Source organism: Bradyrhizobium sp. dw_78 (assembly GCF_018449525.1).
GTDB lineage: Bacteria > Pseudomonadota > Alphaproteobacteria > Rhizobiales > Xanthobacteraceae > Bradyrhizobium.
Genome location: NZ_JAAVUS010000008.1, coordinates 1 through 19,662, shown reverse-complemented (window position 1 = coordinate 19,662; position 19,662 = coordinate 1). Strand labels below are relative to the sequence as shown.

Below are 19,662 nucleotides of genomic sequence, written 5' to 3'. Positions count from 1 at the left end.
GCTTTTCTTTTTGGAATCGATCAAACCGCGAAAACGAGCGTCAGATAGGGCGTGAGCTGCACCAGCCTGATCGGAAGGGCGGTTTCGAGCGTGGAGAGAATGTCGCCGGATTTCTGAAGGTCCACGATCAGCGTGACCGGCCGCGCCTCGAGCGCCGGACTCATCACGATCAACCTGCCGCGCCGCCAACGGTTCAGCGCCGCAACCACGCGCGCGAATGGGGCGGACACGAAAACCAGCCGTCCCTCCCGCCATGCCAGTTCCGTGGCCGGATCGATTGCGGCTGGAGCGCCGATGCTGTTGCGGCCGTAAGCCACCTGCGTTCCGGCTTCGATCCGGACATCCTCGGCCCCGAGACGGACGTCGACGGCGTGCTCGGCAACCGTGACGCGCACGTCGTCGTCTGAGACATAATCGATATTGAACTCGGTCCCCATCGCCATGGTCCGTCCCGTCCCCGCCTGCACCACGAACGGCCGAGTTCGATCCGGCTCTGCGGAAAAGAACGCCTCGCCCGCCAGCAGCGTGACCAGTCGCAGATCCGGACGAAAATCAAGCGAGAACGCGCTGGCCGCCGACAGGTCGACGGTAGACCTGTCGGGCAAGGTAATGAGGCGGCGCTCGCCCGTCGCAGTGCGGTAATCGGCCAAGGGAAACTGCCGTGAGATCGCCCACGCACCGCCGCCGACGGCAAGCGCGACCACGGCCTTGCCGAGCGTCCGGCGCGTCATCTGCGCACCCGATTTGCGGCGGCGAGCCTTGGCGACTGGCAGATCGGTCACGCCTGCCCATAAACGCTCGACCTCTTCATAGGCGGCACGATGGCTCGGATCCCGGCGCATCCAGGCCCGAAACGAGGCGCGATCGGCATTCGCCACCTGATCGGCATGCATAAGCGCGAACCAGGCCACGGCCTCGCGCGCGATCGGATCGAGATCATCAAGGTCTTGATTGCCGGTCCAATCCGAATTCGGACCCATGAAGGCGCGCTCCTGCTGTCGGCGACGGAAAGCAGCCGTCTTCCGTCTCCCTCTTATCTAGAGACGATTCAAAGTGCGAGATTTCTGATGGTGAAATTACGAGAGCGCGCGATCAAGCGCGGCCTTGAGATGCATCATCACCCGGACCATCTGGCTGAAAGCCGTCTTGGTCGGAATGCCGAGTGCCCGCCCGATTTCATCAAAAGTCTGGCCGTCAACGGCGCGCCGCAGGAAGACCTCGCGCGGGGTGACAGGAACGGCGTCCAGAGCGGCCTGAACGACAGCCAGTTCCTGCCGCGACAGCACGATCCGCTCCGGGGACGGAGCCTCGTCAATGAGCTGGCCAAGCACGTCGTCCGCGTTGTCGACACAAGGCAATAGGCGCTGCCGCCGCGCAAGATCGATCGAAAGATTATTGGCCGTACGGAAGATATAGGCCCGCACATTGTCCACCGGCGTCGCGGGCGCAGCCGTCAAGACGCGCAGAAAGGTTTCCTGCACCAGATCCGCCGCCGTGTCGGCCGATGCGCCGCGGCGGCGCAGAAAACGCCCAAGCTCTGCATTATGCCGCCGAAACAGGTTTTGAATATCCCAGATCACGGCCCGAACCCCTTCGCATCGCCGGACACGAGACATCCCCAAGAACAAGTTGCGCGGCTGCTCCTTCCCGATTAATCGAGAGCCAATTCCGCTGCAATCGGAATGATCTAGAGTCGTTCTAAGCTGGCGACATAAAGCATTATGTTGGCACCTCTCAAATTATTCCGCAGCAGAAAGTAGGCTCACAACAGGGCGCGGGAACGCATCGCGTTTTATCAATGATACAAATGCGCGGGATGGGATTACGCCAATATGGTCGGCAGCATGCCGGCGCGCACCGAAGTCGATTGAATGGCCGCAGGATATCGACACATCGTCACGCTTGGGTGGCAACAATGGACTGCATTATGACAGCGCCGCTGTTGTTACCCATAGCGCTTACGAGCGAAGTGGATACCAGTTGGCGTGAGGAAAACGCGTCGAAAAAAGAATCTAGAACTTCGGTTGTGATTCAATCAGCAGCTGCCATGCTCTGGCGTCATGCTTTCCCGCTCTCGAGATCATTCGAACCTTATAGCCGGCTGCGCAGAAACCGCCGTCCCTCCGCAAACACCAAGAATAACTCTGATACAGAGGCGAAAAAAACAACGCGCGTCTGCGCGGCTGGGCGGCGACAGTCAACGATTGGAAGATGGACTGCGCTCTCGACTCCAGCCCGGTCCAGCCGCTTCTACCTCGCGAAAGCTGCAAACGTCCGCTCAGGACTTCCTTCGTTTTCCTTGGACGAGGGAAGCCTGAACATGACCAAGACAAGGAAGAGACCGAAGAACCAAGCGCTAGGCCCAATGTTCTTCGCCGATGCAGCGGCGTTACACCCTCAAGCATTGAAGAATAAAACCATAAACTCGGAAATGCTCTCGACCATTTCCGCGCAACGCTGCGACGATACTTGTGCGCAGATCGAGCAGCAAACAGAACACGAACGGAAATGTTCGCAGTTTTGTACGCAAATGGCGCGCCACTCAGAATAAAACTACAAACTCTTGGCCAAAGGCGATCTGATTTATTGATTTTGCTTTGTAAGTTTGGTTGCGGGGAGGCGCAACACCCGATCTCTTCGAAATGGTTTTCCAAAAAGCGAAACGCGCCCCTTCCAGATCGCCTGCGCCGATATCGCATGAATTGGCGATTGCGGGGAGACGTCCGTGACAAACGCTCGGGCTTTCTCACCGCATTCCAAAACCGCTCATTGTGCGGATCCGTCGCTATCTTAACGACCAAATAGCGGCCTGTTCAGCGCCCTCTAAGCAAGTTCAAACCAGGTAACTTGCAATTCGCGACCTGGAATGGAAACTGATTGATGATCGGCGCCGACAGTCCGCAATTCCGTTCACCTCTCCGACCAGAGAGCGCTTAGCTTGACGAATTGGGCCAGCGGATTGAAGCGATCAGGCCGTCCGAGATTTTTTCGGCTGCCATAATCACTGGAATATTAGTATTCGCGCGCGGGATGTTCGGGAAAATCGATGCATCTCCTATCCGGAGATTGCGGATACCGTAAACCCGACCTTGTGGGTCCGTTACCGCCATAGGATCCGAATCGCTTCCCATTTTACAGGTGCCGCATGGATGCCAAACACTGCTCGCATTGAGCGAAAGATATCTCTCCAGATTCGAAGGGCTATCGAGAAGTGCGTTCAACGGCGGTGCGTTAGCGATCAATCTCCTGATGACAAACCGCCGTATTTGATCTGGACCGTCCAGTGATCGCCCTAATGCACCCATTATAGCCGCGTTATAGCTATTAATCTGGGTAACAAATCGAACGGCTGCGCTCCAACGAACTGGGAAGGAGTCGTGAACAATGCCGCGGTTCTCCATACCTTTAACGACTTGCGCGAGTTTCCTGAATCCGAATGCGAGACGAGCAACGTCGCGTTCGTCGGAAAGCAGGTTCACCTCCACTCTTGGAGCGGCATGAGGATCTGCGCTGGCTATCGTAACGCGACCCTTTGAATGCGACTTGTTTAGCCAGAGGTAGAAATAAGCCAGCCGCCGTCCTACACCATGCCAGGCGGACATCGCACCCGTATTTACGTAGAGGTCCGACACATCGTGCTCTTCTGTGCCGGATGAGAAGCGGAGTGCAATTTGACCAGATTTCGGTGACAAGCTCGACCGGAAAGCTGGGTCGACAAAGGCGCAGATGTGAGTTCCTGGATGCTCGCGAAGATTGCTTCCGACCCCAGGCGAATGGTGAGCAACCTCGATTCCCAGAGTTCGAAGGTCCTCGCCAGGTCCGATACCAGCGCGTAATAACAGACTAGGCGTTCTGATCGCGCCAGCACAAAGAATTACCTCATGTGCTAGCGCACGCAGCCGCTTTCCGCCGCGCTCATATTCAACACCGACGGCCACCCTGTTCTGCACGATCAATCGCGTAACACACGTTTCGGTCAGCAGCTCGAGATTTTCGCGTTGCCTCACCTCTGCAGTTAAATACGCCATTGAAGCGCTAACGCGGGCGTTCGATTCATTCGAGTATGCAATCGCGAAGTAGCCGTCTTCGAACCGGGCGTTCTGGTCGCAAATGTCGGAAAAGCCGTGATTTTCGAGGGTTGCCGCGAGCTCTCTTGAAAATGGCGGCCAATTATCGCGCATGACCCGGCTGACTGGAATTGGCCCGTCGTTGCCGTGCAGCGGCCCGGTATAGTCAAGGTCATGCTCCAGCTTTTTGAAATAAGGAAGGACCCTCTCCCAATCCCAGCCGGTGGCGCCTAGTTTCGACCATCCGTCATAGTCGGCCGGAATTCCGCGATTGGCCACTTGTACATTGACGGTGGACCCGCCACCGATCACCCGTGCCTGTTCGTAAAACCTGGTCTTTGACCTGTTGGCGAATGGGATCACGCGCGAGTTCGGCCAAAGGTAACGAGTGCCGTGGAAAATAACCGCGGGAGACGGGCTCAAGATCTCCGGAGGTTCAGCTCCGGGGCGTAAGTCGGGTCCTGCCTCGATGAGCAGAACACGATTTCTTGGAATGGCTGAAAGCCTATTTGCCAACACGCATCCTGCTGAACCACCACCAACGACGATGTGGGTCCATTCTTTTTCTTCACCAAGCACTTTCCGTTCCAATATTAGCGAGCCCAAATAACGGCGATGCCGCACCCCGAATTTGATATCGGCAGACTTGTTGATGATCCGCGCTTCGCAGTCTTGGCGCCGGATCCTTGTCTGCTCAAACGGAGGTCCATCCACCGTCTTGTACGAATACTTGCCCTGTGATGAAAGACGACGCGTCACTCGCCAAAAGGACCACAAGGCCACGGAGCTCCTCCGGAAAGCCCTTGCGTCTCATGGGGGTATTGTCCGTGATCGCCTTGTCAAAGGCGCGGACAACATCGTCTGAGGCCGCTGCTCTTCGGCGGGCTCCGAGGTTGGTGCCTTGATGCCAGCCCGGCGCTATTGCATTACATCGTATGTTGTCACCGGCATACTCCGCTGCGATTTGGCGCGTTAAGCCAATGAGGCCAGCTTTTGCAGCGCTGTAGCTCGCCGCGATACCCGGAAAGCCGGGAAAAAAACCGGCTAGTCCCATAATCGAACTGATATTGATGATCGACCCGCCTCCTCGCGCCAACATCGCTGGCAGCAATGCACGTGTACTACGAAACGTCCCATTAAGGCTGACGTCAAGCACGAGGTTCCACGTTTCATCGTCCAATTCATGAAGCCTGCTCGGCGCGCTCGCGATACCTGCGTTATTGATCAAGATATCTACCGGGATCCGCTCGACGACGATCTTCTGTGCGAACTCTTTGACCGACGAAGTCTCCGTCACATCGACGCAATGCGGCGTCGCTTCCCCGCCGTTTGCAGTGATCAGTCCCGACGTCTGTTGTGCAGACGCAAAATCGCGATCGACACAAAGAATGTCCGCACCAAAGGCCGCCAACACGGTGCTGAACACACGACCAAGACCCGATCCCGCGCCGGTAATTACCGCAGTCTTTCCTTTTAAGTCGAAAATCTCAAGATGGGACGCAAGGCTTGCTGACAATTTCAAGACTCCAAAGTCTGAACCGGCCCAGTCACGCTACTGGGCGGTTGCCCCACCATCCACGGTGAGCTCGCTACCGGTCATGAAGCCGGAACCATCGGACACCAGGAAAAGCACCGTGGCAGCAACGTCCTCCGGACTGCCAATGCGGCCTATCGGATAGCTGTCGATCCACGACTTACGCGCCTCATCGATATTTCGACTTACGCCGGTGCGAACGCGCCCCTCGAACAGCCGCTGCGCCATCTCCGTATCGATCAGCCCGGGATGTACCGAATTGACACGAATACGGTACCCTCGGCGCGCAAAGTCGAGCGCCATGGATTTTGTCAGCTGGCGCACGCCACCCTTGCTCGCGCCATAAGCCGCCATGCTCGGCACGCCGACGATGCCTGAAATCGAAGACATGTTGACGATCGAGCCGCCTTGAGGCGTGCCAGCGGCAGTGGTGCGCATCAGCGGAAGGGCCGCCTTGGCCCCAAGGAAGATCGACTCCAGATTGACCGCCATGACTTTACGCCATTCCGCCAGCGTCGTTTCTTCCAGCGACTTGACGACGACGGTTCCCGCGCAATTCACCAGCGCGTCCAGGCGGCCATGCCGACGAGCAACGCCCTCGATGACGGCCGCCCAACTCGCCTCCTCGCAGACATCCAGGACCGCGAATTCGATCGGAAGATCGGCAGCCCTCAGCGACTGGACGCCGGCCTGCCCCAGTTCCTGATTGAGGTCCGCTGCGATTACGATCGCACCGGACTGCGCAAGCTGGCGGCAAATCGCCAGTCCCACTCCTCCGGCCGCGCCGGTCACCAGCACTACACGGCCTTCGTTCGGCGCCATGATCTGCCTCCATCTGTCATCGCTTGAAGCATTAGAATTCGAGGTATGCTTTCTGCACGCTAGCGTCATTCGCCAACTGCTCGATCGTGCCGGAATAACGCACTTCTCCTCGCTCCAGGATATAGGCCCGGTCGCTGACCAGCTTGGCAAAATGCATGTTCTGCTCGCTTAAGACGACAGAAATTCCTCTTGCCTTAAGGTTGATAATCATATGCGCCATCTGTTCAACGATCTTGGGCGCTATCCCCTCGGATGGCTCATCCAGCAAGACGAGGATCGGATTTCCCATCAGAGTGCGCGCTACAGTCAGCATTTGCTGCTCGCCGCCGCTCATCCGCTCGGCTGGACGATTCAACATATTCCCGAGGTTCGGGAACACCTCAATCAATTGATCAACAGTCCAGCTAGGCGATCCAGGCCGAGCGGATTGGCGCCCTACTTCCAGATTTTCCGCAACCGATAAGTCCGTGAAGATACGGCGATCCTCCGGAACCCATCCCAGTCCGAGGCGCGAAATCTTATGGGGTCGGAATTTGCTGATATCGGTCTGGTTAAAAATAACGCTGCCCGACCTTTGAGCCAGCATTCCGGCGATTGCCTTCAGCGTCGTCGATTTACCGGCGCCGTTTCTTCCCATTAGAGCGACGACTTCTCCAGGGTGAACGACAAACGAGACATCGAACAAGATACGCGCTCGGCCGTACGATGCGCTCAACTTATTTACTTCCAGGATACAGTTGGCCGATTTCATCGCGCCCTACTTTTCAAAGACTAGATCTCAAACGTCTTGCCCGTGCCAAAGTATGCTTCCTGGACGGCAGGATCATTGCGAATGCTCTGCGCGTCGCCGGCCGCGATGATGGTGCCTCCAGACAACACAATCAGCCGATCGGCGTAAGAGAATACGACGTCCATGCTGTGCTCGGTAAATAGCACCGACATGCCGCGCTGTTTGACGAGATTGCAGGTGAGTTGCATAAGCTCATGCCGTTCCTTTGGAGCCATTCCGGCCGTTGGTTCGTCCATCAGGAGCAGCTTGGGTTTGTTGGCCAGGGCCATCGCGATCTCGAGGCGCTTGACGTCTCCGTACGCGAGAATGCTCGCCGGACGATCGGCTTGTATATGCATACCGACGCCCTCGAGAAGGTTAAGCGCTTCGCTCCGGAAGTAATGCGAGGTCGATCGCCGAACCGGGAGCAAGCCTCGCCCCTTGGAAAGAAGGGCCAACTGGACGTTTTCGACTACGGTCATTGACCCATAGACCGCGGCGACCTGAAATGTACGCCCCACGCCGTGTTGCCAGATCTGCCGCGCGTTCAGCCCGACCAGTTCTCTTCCGGCTAGGATGATGTTCCCGGAATCCGGACGCAGCTGTCCATTCAGGACATTGAAGCAAGTCGATTTTCCGGCGCCGTTCGGTCCAATCAATGCGAGCAGCTGCCCCTCATCAAGACTAAAGTTTACACCTCGCAGTGCCTGCACGCCGCCGAACGTCTTTGAAATATTCCTCACCTGCAGCAGGCTCATCGCGCGGCTCGCTGCTTAACAAAACCCGCGATTCCTTGCGGAAACAGGACGACGAGCAGAATGATTGTAAGGCCAAGAACGAGCTGCCAACTATCGCCAAGATAGCGCATGATCTCTGTCTTGACGCCGAAATAGGCAGCAGCCCCGACGATTGGTCCGACGAGCGTCTGGACACCGCCGATAAGGATGACCACCAACGCGTCAATGGACTGCGATACGCTTAAGCCGTCCGGAAATGCTCCGCCCTTTTGCAGGGCCTGCAATCCGCCCGCCAAACCGCCAAAGCCACCCGAGATGATTAGTGCGATCCAACGATGGAGACGAACGTCGATGCCCAATGCTTCCGTTCGCAACACAGAATCTCGAGCCGCACGTAAAGCATATCCAAACGGCGCAAAGACCAAGTGCCGCATGATCAAGACCGCGATGAAACAAATCGAGAGGACAAGATAGTAATATGCCGTGATCGATGCGAAGGCGGGACTACGATAGAGACCTAGAATTCCGTTGTCTCCGCCGGTCAGATCGACCCACTGCAATGCAATCGACCACATGATCTGCGCGAAAGCTAGAGTCAGCATGGCAAGGTAAATGCCGGACAGCCTAATGCAGAACCAGCCGAATATCGCAGCCGCGACCACTGCGGCAAACGCAGCGATCGTTAGTGACGTCAAGGTTGGCACGCCCAGCAGACTCGTCGCAAGCGCGACGGCATAGGCTCCCAAACCGAAATAAGCCGCGTGCCCGAGCGAAGGCAGACCGCCGATGCCCAAAACAAAATGTAGGCTCGCCGCATATAGCGCCAGAATCAGAATCTCGATCAGTACCGTCTGAAGATAGCTGCCCACAACCATAGGCGCCACCAGCAGCACGACCAGAACACCTAGCCAGAAAACATTGAACGACAGACTTCCGGGCTTAATCGGCAATTCGATCGCCAAGATGCCCTTGCGCGCGGCCCCTTCTGGCTTGCCGAGAAGCCCATACGGTCTGAAGACCAGGACGACGGCCATCACCAGCGACATGAGGACCAGCGTGATCTTTGGAAAAATCATAATGCCAAATGCATGGAGCAGCCCAATCAACAGCGCAGCGAGATAGGCGCCCAAAACGCTCCCCATTCCTCCAACGACGACGACGACGAAAGTCTCCGTCAGAACGGATAGATCCATCTGCAGATTGATCGTGTCGACCGGAATCCTGAGCGCTCCGGCGAACGCGGCAAGCATGGTCCCAAGAAAGAAAACAACCTGGAAAAGCACTCTATCATTCACTCCGAGAGCACCGACCATATCGCGATCTTGCGTTGCGGCCCGGATCAATACGCCCCACCGGGTCCGATACGAAAGCAACCAAAGTAGTCCAAGGACCACGGGCCCCATCAGGATCAGGACCAGATGATACTCCGGGAACGACCTTCCAAAAAGGCGCAGGGATCCCGTGAGGCCGGGAGCACGGGGCGCGAATAGCTCTTCGGTGCCCCAAATCTTCAGCGTGACGTTCTGGATGACAAGCAAGATTCCAAACGTCGCAAGTAATTGCACAAGTTCGGGTGCTTCATAGATCCTTCGAAGCACGAGCGTCTCGACCAGCACTCCCACCAGGCCAATCACCAACGCGGCACAGACGATGCCTCCCCAAAATCCGATGACCGTCGGTGGAAATAGGGTCGTCAAGCTAACCGCCAGATAAGCTCCAAGCATATAGAAGGAGCCATGCGCGAGATTGATGATGCGCGTGACGCCAAAAATAACCGAGAGCCCGGCGGCGACAAGGAAAAGAAACGAGCTATACGAAAGGCCGTTCAGCAGCTGAACCAGAACGTCGCCGATGCCGAGACTCATAGTCAGCGTCGACCCTACTTCGACGCCTCGGCGGGGCGCCTGGCTTTGACGAAATCGTCAGACGGCTGGAGATCCTTGCCGCTCGCGTATTTCCAATCCGTCATGAACCCACGCCCGTCCTTCATATCGAGCTTACCCACGTAAAGGCCAAGGGTCGATTGCTGGTCTTGTGGCCTGAACATGATTGGTCCGAAGGGGCTGGTCACTTCCATCCCCCGAAGTGTCGAAATGAGCTTCTCAGGATCGGTACTTCCCGCTTTGCGGATCGCCTCAATCGTTGCCTTCATCGTTGTGTAACCGACCACCGAGCCATACCGCGGGTAGTCGTTATACTTCTTCCGATAAGCTGCGACGAATGCGTCTTGCTCCGGAGTGTGGATCTGCTCCCATGGGTATCCCGTAACGATCCATCCCTTCGGAGTTTCGGCTTTCATTGCATCAAGGTATTCCGGATATCCGGTCTGCAGGCTGACCACATCCCGGCCCGTAAAAAGGTCGCGCTGATTGCCTTCGCGAACGAACCGATTGAGTTCGGCACCGAAAAGCATGTTGAAGATCGCGTCGGGCTTCACCGCAGCGAGCGCCTCGACCGTCGATCCCGCCTCCAGCTTGCCCAATGCAGGCCACTGCTCGCCGACAAATTCGACGTCCGGGCGCTGAGCCTTCAATTGCTCTTTGAATTGCGCAACACCCACCTGACCGAGTTCATAATTATCCGCAATCGTTGCCCAACGCCTGGCCGGCAGCTTGGCGGCCTGGTCTACGACCATTTTGACCTGCATGTAGGTCGAGGGCACCACACGAAAAGTATACCTATTGCCCTTTTCCCAAATCAGCTTGTCGGTGAGAGGCTCGGCTGCGACAAATACGATCTTGCTGCGCAGCGCGAAGTCCGACATCGCAAGGCCAATGTTCGAAAGAAACCCTCCTGTCAGCACCTCGATGTGCTGGTCATTGAGCATCTCGTTCGCGATCAGGATCGTTTCGTCGGGTTTTCCGCTATCGTCGCGTGACGTCACTTCGATAGGACGGTCGTTCGGACCTCGCGATGCATTTGCTTCCTCGACTGCCAGCTCCCACCCCATACGATACGGTGTCGTGAACTGCGGCAGCGCCGCATAGCTGTTGATCTCGCCAATAAGAATTGGCTTTTCGTCGGCCGCCTGCGAGGGAACCGCGACCGTTGCCATCGCCGAAGAGGCAGCTATGAACATCAATAAACGCGCGCGCAAATTCATCAGATTGTCCTTCTTGAAGACAAGTAAGCTGGCGGCTCTCCGCCATGCGGATCGGCTTCGTGTCACGACACAGGCAATTCAGATGCCAACTCCCAGCCGTAATCATAACTACTGCCGCATAGGTACCCACGGCCTACGTCAGGCGACGGCGCCCCGACCGAACGACAGCCGAACTAACTGGCGCCTGCCGGCGCCAACTTGTCAGCCAAACGCTAACCTACGACTGTAATGCGGAAACAGAACCCGGCAACATTCGATTCTGATATACATCAAATCCAGCGAATGAATTGACAGTTCCGGTGGCGTTGGATTGAAATCATGATCGAAATGAAGAAGGTCGACCTCAATCTGCTTCTGGTCTTTGATGCACTACTCCAAGCCAAGAACGTTACCCAGGCGGGAGCGCTGGTGGGCATAAGTCAACCGGCCACAAGTTTCGCCCTATCGAAACTGCGCCAATTGTTGAACGACCCTCTGTTCGTGAGAACGCCGCAAGGCATGCAACCGACGCCGCAAGCTCTTGTCCTCGCAAAGCCGATACAACAAGCTCTGAGCTTGATTCGAAATGACGTGCTACAGCGCACCGAGCTCAACTTACTTACAACGACGCGGCGCTTCACCATCGCGATGACGGACGTAGCGGAGATGGTATTTCTTCCGCGGCTACTTCGATTGCTTAAAGAAGAGGCGCCTCTGGCGAATCTTAAGACAGTGATCATGTCGTCCGCCGAACTCGAGATCGCGCTGGAAGCCGGGGCGGTTGACCTTGCGATAGGCCTATTTCCCGACCTCAAACGCGCATCATTTTATCAGCAACGGATTTTCCAACATCCATTCGTCTGCATCGTGCGTTCGAATCACCCTACTATTGGCCGACGGATGAGCATGCAACAGTTCCTTGAGGCATCGCATGCCGTCGTCGAGGCCGAGGGACGCAACCATGAAATCTTTGAACAGGTGCTGCAACGCCGCGGATTGAAGCGCAGGGTGCTGCTCAGCGTCCCGCATTTTTTGAGCATCCCGATGGTGATTGCCGACTCTGATCTCGTGGTCACCGTTCCGTACGTCCTCGGCGAAGTATTCTCGCGATCTACAAAGATTCGTCTCGTGCCGCCTCCGGTCAAGGTCGCGAACTACGACGTCCGCCAATATTGGCATGAACGCTATCACAAGGATCCGGCAAATCGCTGGCTTCGGACTGCAATTGCGGAACGATTCAAGAAAGGTCCGGATCTTTAGGCGCGGCCACCAAGGGACGCCGGTGCCCGTTTCTGTCGGCAGGGACAAGAAGATTATCAAAGGGGATTTTCAGTGAAGCAGGCAGAGCGAGATTTTGACGTCATCGTGGTCGGCGCCGGCTTTGCCGGACTTTACGCTCTTCATCGATTACGCAGTGCCGGTTACTCGGTTCGCGTGCTTGAGGCCGGCGATGGGATCGGCGGCACGTGGTTCTGGAACCGTTACCCCGGCGCGCGCTGCGATATCGAGAGTATGCAGTATTCATATTCCTTTTCCGAGGAGATCCAGCAGGAATGGAATTGGTCACAACTCTTCGCACCTCAGCCTGAAATATTATCATATATCAACTATGTAGCCGACAAGCTTGATCTGCGGAAAGACATTCAGCTCAACGCGCGTGTCGCTTCGGCGACGTTTGACTCAGAAAACGCTCGGTGGATAGTCACCACCGCCCAAGGCGACACCCTCCTTGCATCGTTCTGCGTAATGGCAACGGGCTGCCTGACGGTACCTCTCGAACCTAACATAGAGGATCTCGATAAATTCGAGGGCGGCCTGTACCGAACGTCCCGCTGGCCGCACGAGGGAGTGGACTTCGCTGGAAAGCGCGTCGCTCTCATTGGAACCGGCTCGACAGGCATCCAGGCCGCACCAGTGATTGCCGAGGTCGCAGAGCACCTTCATGTATTTCAGCGAACACCCAACTATTCCTTGCCGGCGGGCAATCGGCCGATGGATCCCGGCTATCTCAAGGATTGGAAGGAAAACTATGTTGATCGCCGCCGCGCCGCGCTTGCAACGCGAAACAACACGCTGAACAACGCTGGCAAGCGGAGTGGCCGCGACGCCTCACCCGAGGAGCGCGAGCGCGAGTTTGAGGCGCGGTGGCAGGCCGGCGGCTCCTCCAGCGGAATCGGCTTCATGTATACGTTCACGGACATGACGCGCGACCAGTCCGTCAACGATCACGCATCCGACTTCATCCGGCGCAAGATCGCCGCCACGGTCGAGGATCCCGTGACGGCAGACCTGCTGACGCCAAAGCATTATGGCATCGGTGGGCGGCGCATTTGCGTCGACACCAATTACTACGAGACGTTCAACCGGTCGAATGTGACCCTCGTCGACGCCAGGCGAGATCCGATTAAGCGGCTTACAAGAACCGGCCTGGAAAACGTATCAGGGACCACCTACCCGTTTGACGTTATAGTTCTCGCGATCGGGTTCGACGGCATGACAGGTGCGCTTCTGCAAATGGACATTACCGGGCAAGCCGGCCTCAAACTAAGCGAGCACTGGAAGAATGGGCCTCGAACTTATCTCGGCCTCGCCCTCTCCGGCTTTCCGAATATGTTTCTCATCAACGGCCCGGGTAGCCCATCCGTGCTATCCAACATGGTGACATCGATAGAACAGCACGTTGATTGGATAACGGCCTGCATAGGGCATGTGAAAGCTTCCGGTAAGAATACGATAAACGTCTCTAAGACGGCAGAGGCTGACTGGTTTGACCACGTCAATGAAACGGCTGCAGGTACACTGATTCCGAATTCCGATTCTTGGTACCTCGGCGCAAATGTACCCGGAAAACCTCGGTTCTTCATGGTCTATCTAGGCGGCGCCGCCAAATACAAGGAAATCATCGATAAGGCTGCCTCTGGTGGCTATGAGGAATTCAACCTCCGCTAAGTTCAGAAAAAGCGGAAGGGATAACGATGAGCTTTGACGTAACGCGTCAATCTGGCCCAAGCGCCGTTCGCCAACAAGCTGCACGCGGTTGCGGCTAGACGATCTGCGGACAGTCTTCTGCGAGGACGCAGCCTGCACAACCGCTAAGGATTATGCGAGTCCATGTCTAGGATAGATCGTGTTGGTTGATGCTGTTCGCGGTTTGGCACACTGTGTGCATAGCAGATTCTTGTTTCGCCATTGACTATCCAGTTAACATGAAGAATGTTTTCTGCGGTCGATTTTTTGGAAGATCCGTCTGCAACGATGCTCGGATTATTAGCAGGACGTCACCATGAATCTCAAAAGTTTGTCTGCTGCACTGTTATTTCTGGCGACGTGTTTGTTTGGTGGCACCAGTTTTGCTGCAGAGAAAATACGCGTCCTTCTCCCGCAGAAATCGGTAGACGAGTCCTTGGCCCTGTTCATCGTACCCAAGTATCTTGGCTATTATGAGCAGGAAGGTCTGGATGTGGACCTGCTCTTTGTCGGCGGATCCAACGAGGCCGCGATCCAGGTCGCAACTGGCAATGCCGAAATCGGTGAGGCCAGTCCAGCTCAAGCCGTGATCGGGATGGAGGAGGGGTCACCCGCTGCGATGGATATCCGCTATTTCTATGATGCGGGATATCGAAACATCTGGTCGATCTCCGTGCCTGCGGACAGCCCGATCAAGTCAGTCGCGGACTTGCGAGGCAAGAAAATCGGAGTCACCGCGCTCGGTAGTGCCGGCACGACCTACGGCAAGGCGTATATCCGGGCTGCCGGTCTCAATCCGGATTCTGACGTGTCCTTTATTGCCATCGGAGCTGGCATCCAGGCCGCAGCTGCCATCAAGCAGAAGGTTGTCGACGCAGTCGTCTTCTGGGATACCGGTGTCATTCAATTCGAGACGAATGGAATCCCGCTTCGCCCTCTCAAAGTTGCTGAAAAATTGGCGAATTTGCCTGATGTATCGCTCTTGGCGAAGAACGATATGATACGCAAAAATCCGAAGATGCTTATCGGCTTTGCTCGCGCCGTCGCCAAAGGTATCGATTTCTCACTGGCTAATCCATCGGCTGCTGTCCTGATAACCTGGAAGCTTTTCCCTGAAAGCAAGCCCAAGGAAACCGACCCTGAAAAGAGCCTCGATCACGGACTAAAAATGAGCGTGCGGATACCAACGACGATTGATCCGGCCACGAATGGAAAACATGGCCTCTTTATCGAGAAGAACTGGGCGAACGTGAGCGACTTTCTTCTCGAAGGAGGACAAATTCAAAAGCCAATTCCAACGTCGCGGATGTTTACAAATGCACTTATTGACGAGGTTAATCAGTATGACCGGGAAGCGGTGATCCGCCAGGCGCACGATTTTGATCTCAACTCAATTCGGTAAATGCCCAGCGTTCGCACGGTGCTCCGGCCCACTCAAGCCCTTACCAATCATCCAAGCACTGCAGAACGGAAGCGCGTTCTGATTGCCTTTCGGCAATTACGTTTGCATCGTGTTGACGTCCATCTATGGAAACGACCCGGCACGCTGCCGCGTCCTTCCCACATGAGGATGATAGGGGCTGGATAGTCGGAGAATCGCAAATCGTCTCGTTGTTTGGGGGGCGACGATTTGGCAGAATGTTGTGACACCATCTGGACCTCGGGCCGATGGCAAACTCGCTTGTTGTATGCAAGGGAACGAATTTAGCGAAGCGCAACAAAGCGCTTCGAGCTGCGCAGTACGTTCGAATGTCCACCGACTACCAGCGGAATTCGATACAGAACCAGGCTGCGGCGACATGCGCTCAGCAAAATAATTTGACGATCGTTCGAACCTACGTCGACGAGGGGCGCAGCGGTCTGAGGATCAAGCGGCGAGCATGTCTCATCGAACTTATCGATGACGTTCAGTCAGAGCGCGCGGACTATGATCACATCCTTGTTTACGACGTTAGCCGATGGAGACGTTTCCAGGACGTTGACGAAAGCGCTCATTACGAATTCATCAGCAAGCAGAATGGCATCAACGTCGCCTGCTGCGCGGAACAGTTTGATAATGACGGAAGCCTTCTGTCGAGCATCATTAAGAACATCAAGCGCGTGATGGCGGCGGAATACAGCCGGGAGATTTCGGTCAAGGTTCATACTGGTCAATGTCGAATAGCGAGCCTCGGCTATCGCGTTGGCGGACCTCTTACGTTCGGGCTCCACAGGAAGATGTTTGACGAGAACCAGCGTTCGAAGGGGACGCTGGAAAAGGGGCAGCACTGCTGGGCAGGCTCGTCGTCGCACTCGGCATCATCCACAAGCAAAGCCTCATGTACGGGCGCGTCAATGCTGACGTGGTATGCGCGAGCCGAATTTCCAGCTCGGCGGATTCGAATAGATTCTCTGGCTAACATCCGATTTGGCCGAGAAATCGCAGACGAAACTCGGACCGGCTGCGGCGATCAAGCAGGCCGAGAGCTATTCCTTCGTCGACGAGTGGCGCGCGTTCGGGCTGATGATCGCTGACTGCCTGGAAACGATCATTCATAAGATCGGCGAAGTATATCCAAAAGCGGGATCGCTGATTACGTTACATGTTCCCAGAGCGTGCCAAGATGCGTCGCTAACAGAAATAGCTCTTGAGCCGGGAGCATTTTCTTTGGGGGCGTATGTATTTAAAATAAAGGATGCTCGCGTCGTTAGTCTGCGATGACCGAATCGGCAACGACGCTGATGATCCAGCGCTTCGGATTGCTGGAATTAACTTCCATGACCGAATGGACCAGGCCCGTGAGGAGCGATCCATCCACTTTCACGATTGTTTTTGGCAGCGATGTTGGTGATAGCGACAGCGCCTCGCCACTTTTGAATCGATCGTTTCGAACGTCTGCATGCTTTACCAATTAGGAGAATGCGAAACCGTTCCTCGACCGCAGTTATTCCCGATCGTGCGCTCAAAATTATGGCTGCTCGGCGCGCCCACGGCGAACGACAAAGGACGCGACGGTTGAGCTATTTTGACCATACAGCACGCCGTCACATCGCTAGATTGCGGATGTGCATGCTAGCACGGAACTAACTCCAAGAACTTCTCACCCCCTGCATCGGGATCCTGCCCATTCCGGTGCAGGGTTTTCTTTGGCTAGGCCACACCCCGGCGCACCGGCGAGCTCGGGCCGGGCAAGAGATTGAAATGCCGCAGGGGCCGACGCCAAAACGGGTATTCGATCGCTCGCTGAAAGCTAGGCTGTGAAAACGCCGCAAGCTAACGCCCGGTTGATGACGGCCCGCGTGTTATTTTCTATTGCGGTCCCGGCGTTGACTGCTATCGCGGCCTATCTTGCGATCCGATGGGTGACGAGTATCCATCCCTAACGCAAAAGTTATGGCGGAGCGGCTTCTGACACCCGATTCACTCCGGTTCCACACTGGCGCGGAAATTGACGACGGTCAGGGTGCTTGGGATCGTTAGCTCTGGCCCTACCAGGCCGACAGCGCATAGGCCGATGCGAACGCAACAATTCCGATTACGATCGTCAAAGCGATCAGTTTTTCCATGCTGCAGATATGCCCCTGCGGCGCGACCGTACCCCCCTGATCGCGAGGTTGCGGCATTCGCTAATAAGCCGACGTGAGGCCGCCTCGATTGGAGGCCTCTTTCGCTCAAACTATGAGGGCTCGTTTTCTCTTATCTCAGGCCTGTCGTGCAGAACGGCGGTCAGCAGCGATCGGTGAACATGAATCGTGCCGTTGTAGTCGATCCAACCGAGCCTGCGGAACTTGTTCATGAAGAAACTGACGCGGGATCTGGTGGTGCCGATTATCTCAGCAAGCGCCTCCTGGCTGAGATTAATTGGAACGATCGGGGGGCTCCCTTCCTTGCCATAGTTTGCGAGAAATAAAAGGAGGCGGGCCAACCGCTTCTCACTCGAATTAAAAAGCTGATCGATTATGTCACCTTCAATCCTGCTGTTTCTGTTTAGCAGGTGGCTCATAAAGAATTTGGAGAAGGCCGGCTGATTCTCGAGTGCCTCCAGCATCGATTCTTTCTCGATGGATATTAAACGACAATCTGTCAGCGTCCTCGTCGTTGCCATCCGATGCGTTTGACCTCCGAGACAGCCCTCACCGAAAAACTGCCCAGTTTCCAAGATCGCAACGATCGCTTCCTTGCCTTGTTCGGAGGTGACTGTGACCTTCACCCGCCCATCTTGGATGTAGAAGACCGAATCCGCGTCCGCCTGGACAAAGATGTTCGTATTTTTCTTGTAGTCGTAAGTTGATCTCCCGGCGCCGATTTGTGCCAGGAACTTGCGAGGATCGCTTTCGACAGGCCTGACAGACCGCGGTGGTTTCTGCACTGCGCTTTCCTTGGAAAGGGCGGGAGCGCAAAACTCTCAGTCACCGATGAAATCCGAGAAAGCGGCACGGTGACCTAATCAATATGCACCGAGCCGCTCCGGAAAGATGGTCAATTTTGCACGTTCCCTCATGTAGCTGCGACAAATTGGCTGCTGACGCTAGTTCTTCCCTCCGCCGGGCACGGAAAAGGAGATCCCGCCGGGTGCGAATCGGCAGCGGCTGCCACGGCGGCGCTACCCGGTTTCGCTGATCCGGGCCTTTAGTTGGTGGCGCTGCTTTTTTAGAGAATCGCGTCTTGAGTTTTCGGCATCACTTTCCGCAATAGCATCTCGCGGCGTGCAAGGTGCTTTCGACCGCTGGGACGGAGACGATTGTATAGGCACTCCCGCATCGGGACCATGTCCCCGGACCGGCTGGGTTTCGAAGGGCGTGGGAACATCCTTCCTCCTCAATGGCTCCTCCGTGAGTGAATGCGGGCGGTACGCCGGACGATCTTATGAGACTGACCGTCTCGCTCCTCGCAAGAATTCCGTCATCAGGGTTGCCAACGTCGCTGCACAGGGACAGGTTCCGCAGAATGTCCTTGCCGCTACGAGCATACCGCCTACGCCGAGCCGGCCAACTTGTCTCTGGCGCCCGGATCCGCTGCGTCCTTTACGTTGGCGTTCGCAATTCTCCGCGGAGCCAGCCTGTCGTTTCCGGGGATTTCATCGGATCGATAAGATCGACCACGCGCTGATGAACATGATCGCAAGCGGAGCATTCGAATGTTCGGATGTCAAAGCCCGAAGAGCCGGAGTTGATATGTACCAGCGCGCTCGCTGTTTGGCATCGAGGGCATGGTGGACGTTGATAGATACTCATGGTTCGCGCCTTAACTCAGGCGGGAGCGTTATAGAACTCTCAGTCACCGGTATTTGCCGATGGGGGCGGCGATGCCACGAGCTTGCGATAGTAACTACGCCTGCTGCCGGTCAATATTGATTTGTCGCAATTTCTGCATCCAAAGCTTCGATTCTTGGTGCGGACGTCCGCAGTATCAGAACGATCAGTGATAAGTTCTGACACATGCAACATGCGTCAAACCTGATAGGTATGGTCAGCAATAGGGAAATCGGCTTGACACACGTCAACTATAAGCAAGATTTTTCATCATAATAGATGCTCGGGAGATTGGCAGGCAGCGGCCTCTTCAGGAATTTTGTTATGAACCCGGCAGTTAGCGAAATCGGCGCGGAAGAAATCTGGAAGGATCCGGTCGACCGGATTCTCGCACGGCTGGCGACCACCGACGCGGGCCTTGATGGAGCAGAAGCCCAGTCGCGATTGGAAAT

General features: G+C 56.0%; 16 protein-coding genes. 5 read left to right on the top strand and 11 right to left on the bottom strand.

Translation table 11 applies throughout. From position 1 onward, the window contains the following. Positions 1-20: 20 nt before the first annotated feature. On the bottom strand, positions 21-980 hold the full coding sequence (locus HB630_RS20035; protein ID WP_213774023.1) for a FecR domain-containing protein: 960 nt from the start codon (positions 978-980) through the stop codon (positions 21-23). A gap of 96 nt (positions 981-1,076) precedes the next feature. Further along, positions 1,077-1,580: a sigma-70 family RNA polymerase sigma factor gene (locus tag HB630_RS20030; RefSeq protein WP_213774022.1), complete on the bottom strand. Its 504-nt coding sequence runs from the start codon at positions 1,578-1,580 to the stop codon at positions 1,077-1,079. 347 nt (positions 1,581-1,927) lie between these two features. Between HB630_RS20030 and HB630_RS20025 the strand changes: the two genes are divergently transcribed. Continuing rightward, positions 1,928-2,551 (top strand): hypothetical protein, encoded by a 624-nt coding sequence (locus tag HB630_RS20025; RefSeq protein WP_213774021.1) that lies wholly within the window; start codon positions 1,928-1,930, stop codon positions 2,549-2,551. Between the two features lie 382 nt (positions 2,552-2,933). Here the strand turns inward: HB630_RS20025 and HB630_RS20020 are convergent, their stop codons facing one another. Genes HB630_RS20020 through HB630_RS19990 form a run of 7 tightly spaced genes read right to left on the bottom strand, consistent with a single transcriptional unit; the run spans position 2,934 to position 10,984 of the window. Continuing rightward, positions 2,934-4,826, bottom strand: a complete 1,893-nt coding sequence (locus HB630_RS20020) for a GMC family oxidoreductase N-terminal domain-containing protein (protein WP_213774020.1) — start codon at positions 4,824-4,826, stop codon at positions 2,934-2,936. Next, a complete protein-coding gene (locus HB630_RS20015) occupies positions 4,762-5,583 on the bottom strand; it encodes an SDR family NAD(P)-dependent oxidoreductase (RefSeq protein ID WP_213774019.1) in 822 nt (273 codons plus the stop codon). The genes HB630_RS20020 and HB630_RS20015 overlap by 65 nt, the downstream gene beginning before the upstream one ends. A 36-nt stretch (positions 5,584-5,619) precedes the next feature. Further along, positions 5,620-6,423, bottom strand: a complete 804-nt coding sequence (locus HB630_RS20010) for a glucose 1-dehydrogenase (RefSeq protein WP_213774018.1) — start codon at positions 6,421-6,423, stop codon at positions 5,620-5,622. Between the two features lie 31 nt (positions 6,424-6,454). Further along, positions 6,455-7,174, bottom strand: coding sequence for an ABC transporter ATP-binding protein (locus HB630_RS20005; RefSeq protein WP_213774017.1), 720 nt, complete (start codon positions 7,172-7,174; stop codon positions 6,455-6,457). A 20-nt stretch (positions 7,175-7,194) separates the two neighbouring features. After that, positions 7,195-7,950 carry an ABC transporter ATP-binding protein gene (locus HB630_RS20000; RefSeq protein WP_213774016.1) on the bottom strand — a complete coding sequence of 252 codons (756 nt, stop codon included), beginning with the start codon at positions 7,948-7,950 and terminating at the stop codon, positions 7,195-7,197. Beyond that, the gene (locus HB630_RS19995) at positions 7,947-9,794 is read right to left on the bottom strand and encodes an ABC transporter permease (protein WP_213774015.1); all 1,848 of its coding nucleotides are present in this window, start codon (positions 9,792-9,794) and stop codon (positions 7,947-7,949) included. The genes HB630_RS20000 and HB630_RS19995 overlap by 4 nt, the downstream gene beginning before the upstream one ends. A gap of 14 nt (positions 9,795-9,808) precedes the next feature. Continuing rightward, positions 9,809-10,984 carry an ABC transporter substrate-binding protein gene (locus tag HB630_RS19990; protein ID WP_346656121.1) on the bottom strand — a complete coding sequence of 392 codons (1,176 nt, stop codon included), beginning with the start codon at positions 10,982-10,984 and terminating at the stop codon, positions 9,809-9,811. A 366-nt stretch (positions 10,985-11,350) separates the two neighbouring features. Between HB630_RS19990 and HB630_RS19985 the strand changes: the two genes are divergently transcribed. From HB630_RS19985 to HB630_RS19970, 4 genes are all read left to right on the top strand, one after another. Next, a complete protein-coding gene (locus HB630_RS19985; RefSeq protein ID WP_213774013.1) occupies positions 11,351-12,271 on the top strand; it encodes a LysR family transcriptional regulator in 921 nt (306 codons plus the stop codon). A 72-nt stretch (positions 12,272-12,343) separates the two neighbouring features. Continuing rightward, entirely contained in the window at positions 12,344-13,960 is a 1,617-nt protein-coding gene (locus tag HB630_RS19980) for an FAD-dependent oxidoreductase (protein ID WP_213774012.1), read from the top strand. Positions 13,961-14,294: 334 nt separating this feature from the next. Then, positions 14,295-15,380: an ABC transporter substrate-binding protein gene (locus tag HB630_RS19975; RefSeq protein ID WP_213774011.1), complete on the top strand. Its 1,086-nt coding sequence runs from the start codon at positions 14,295-14,297 to the stop codon at positions 15,378-15,380. A gap of 266 nt (positions 15,381-15,646) precedes the next feature. Next, positions 15,647-16,492, top strand: a complete 846-nt coding sequence (locus HB630_RS19970; RefSeq protein ID WP_213774010.1) for a recombinase family protein — start codon at positions 15,647-15,649, stop codon at positions 16,490-16,492. Between the two features lie 954 nt (positions 16,493-17,446). On the opposite strand, the gene HB630_RS28680 is transcribed toward HB630_RS19970, so the two are convergent. Beyond that, complete coding sequence (locus HB630_RS28680) at positions 17,447-17,581, bottom strand: hypothetical protein (RefSeq protein WP_276571616.1); 135 nt, start codon at positions 17,579-17,581, stop codon at positions 17,447-17,449. 53 nt (positions 17,582-17,634) lie between these two features. After that, positions 17,635-18,327, bottom strand: coding sequence for a cyclic nucleotide-binding domain-containing protein (locus HB630_RS19965; protein WP_213774009.1), 693 nt, complete (start codon positions 18,325-18,327; stop codon positions 17,635-17,637). Between the last annotated feature and the right edge of the window lie 1,335 nt (positions 18,328-19,662).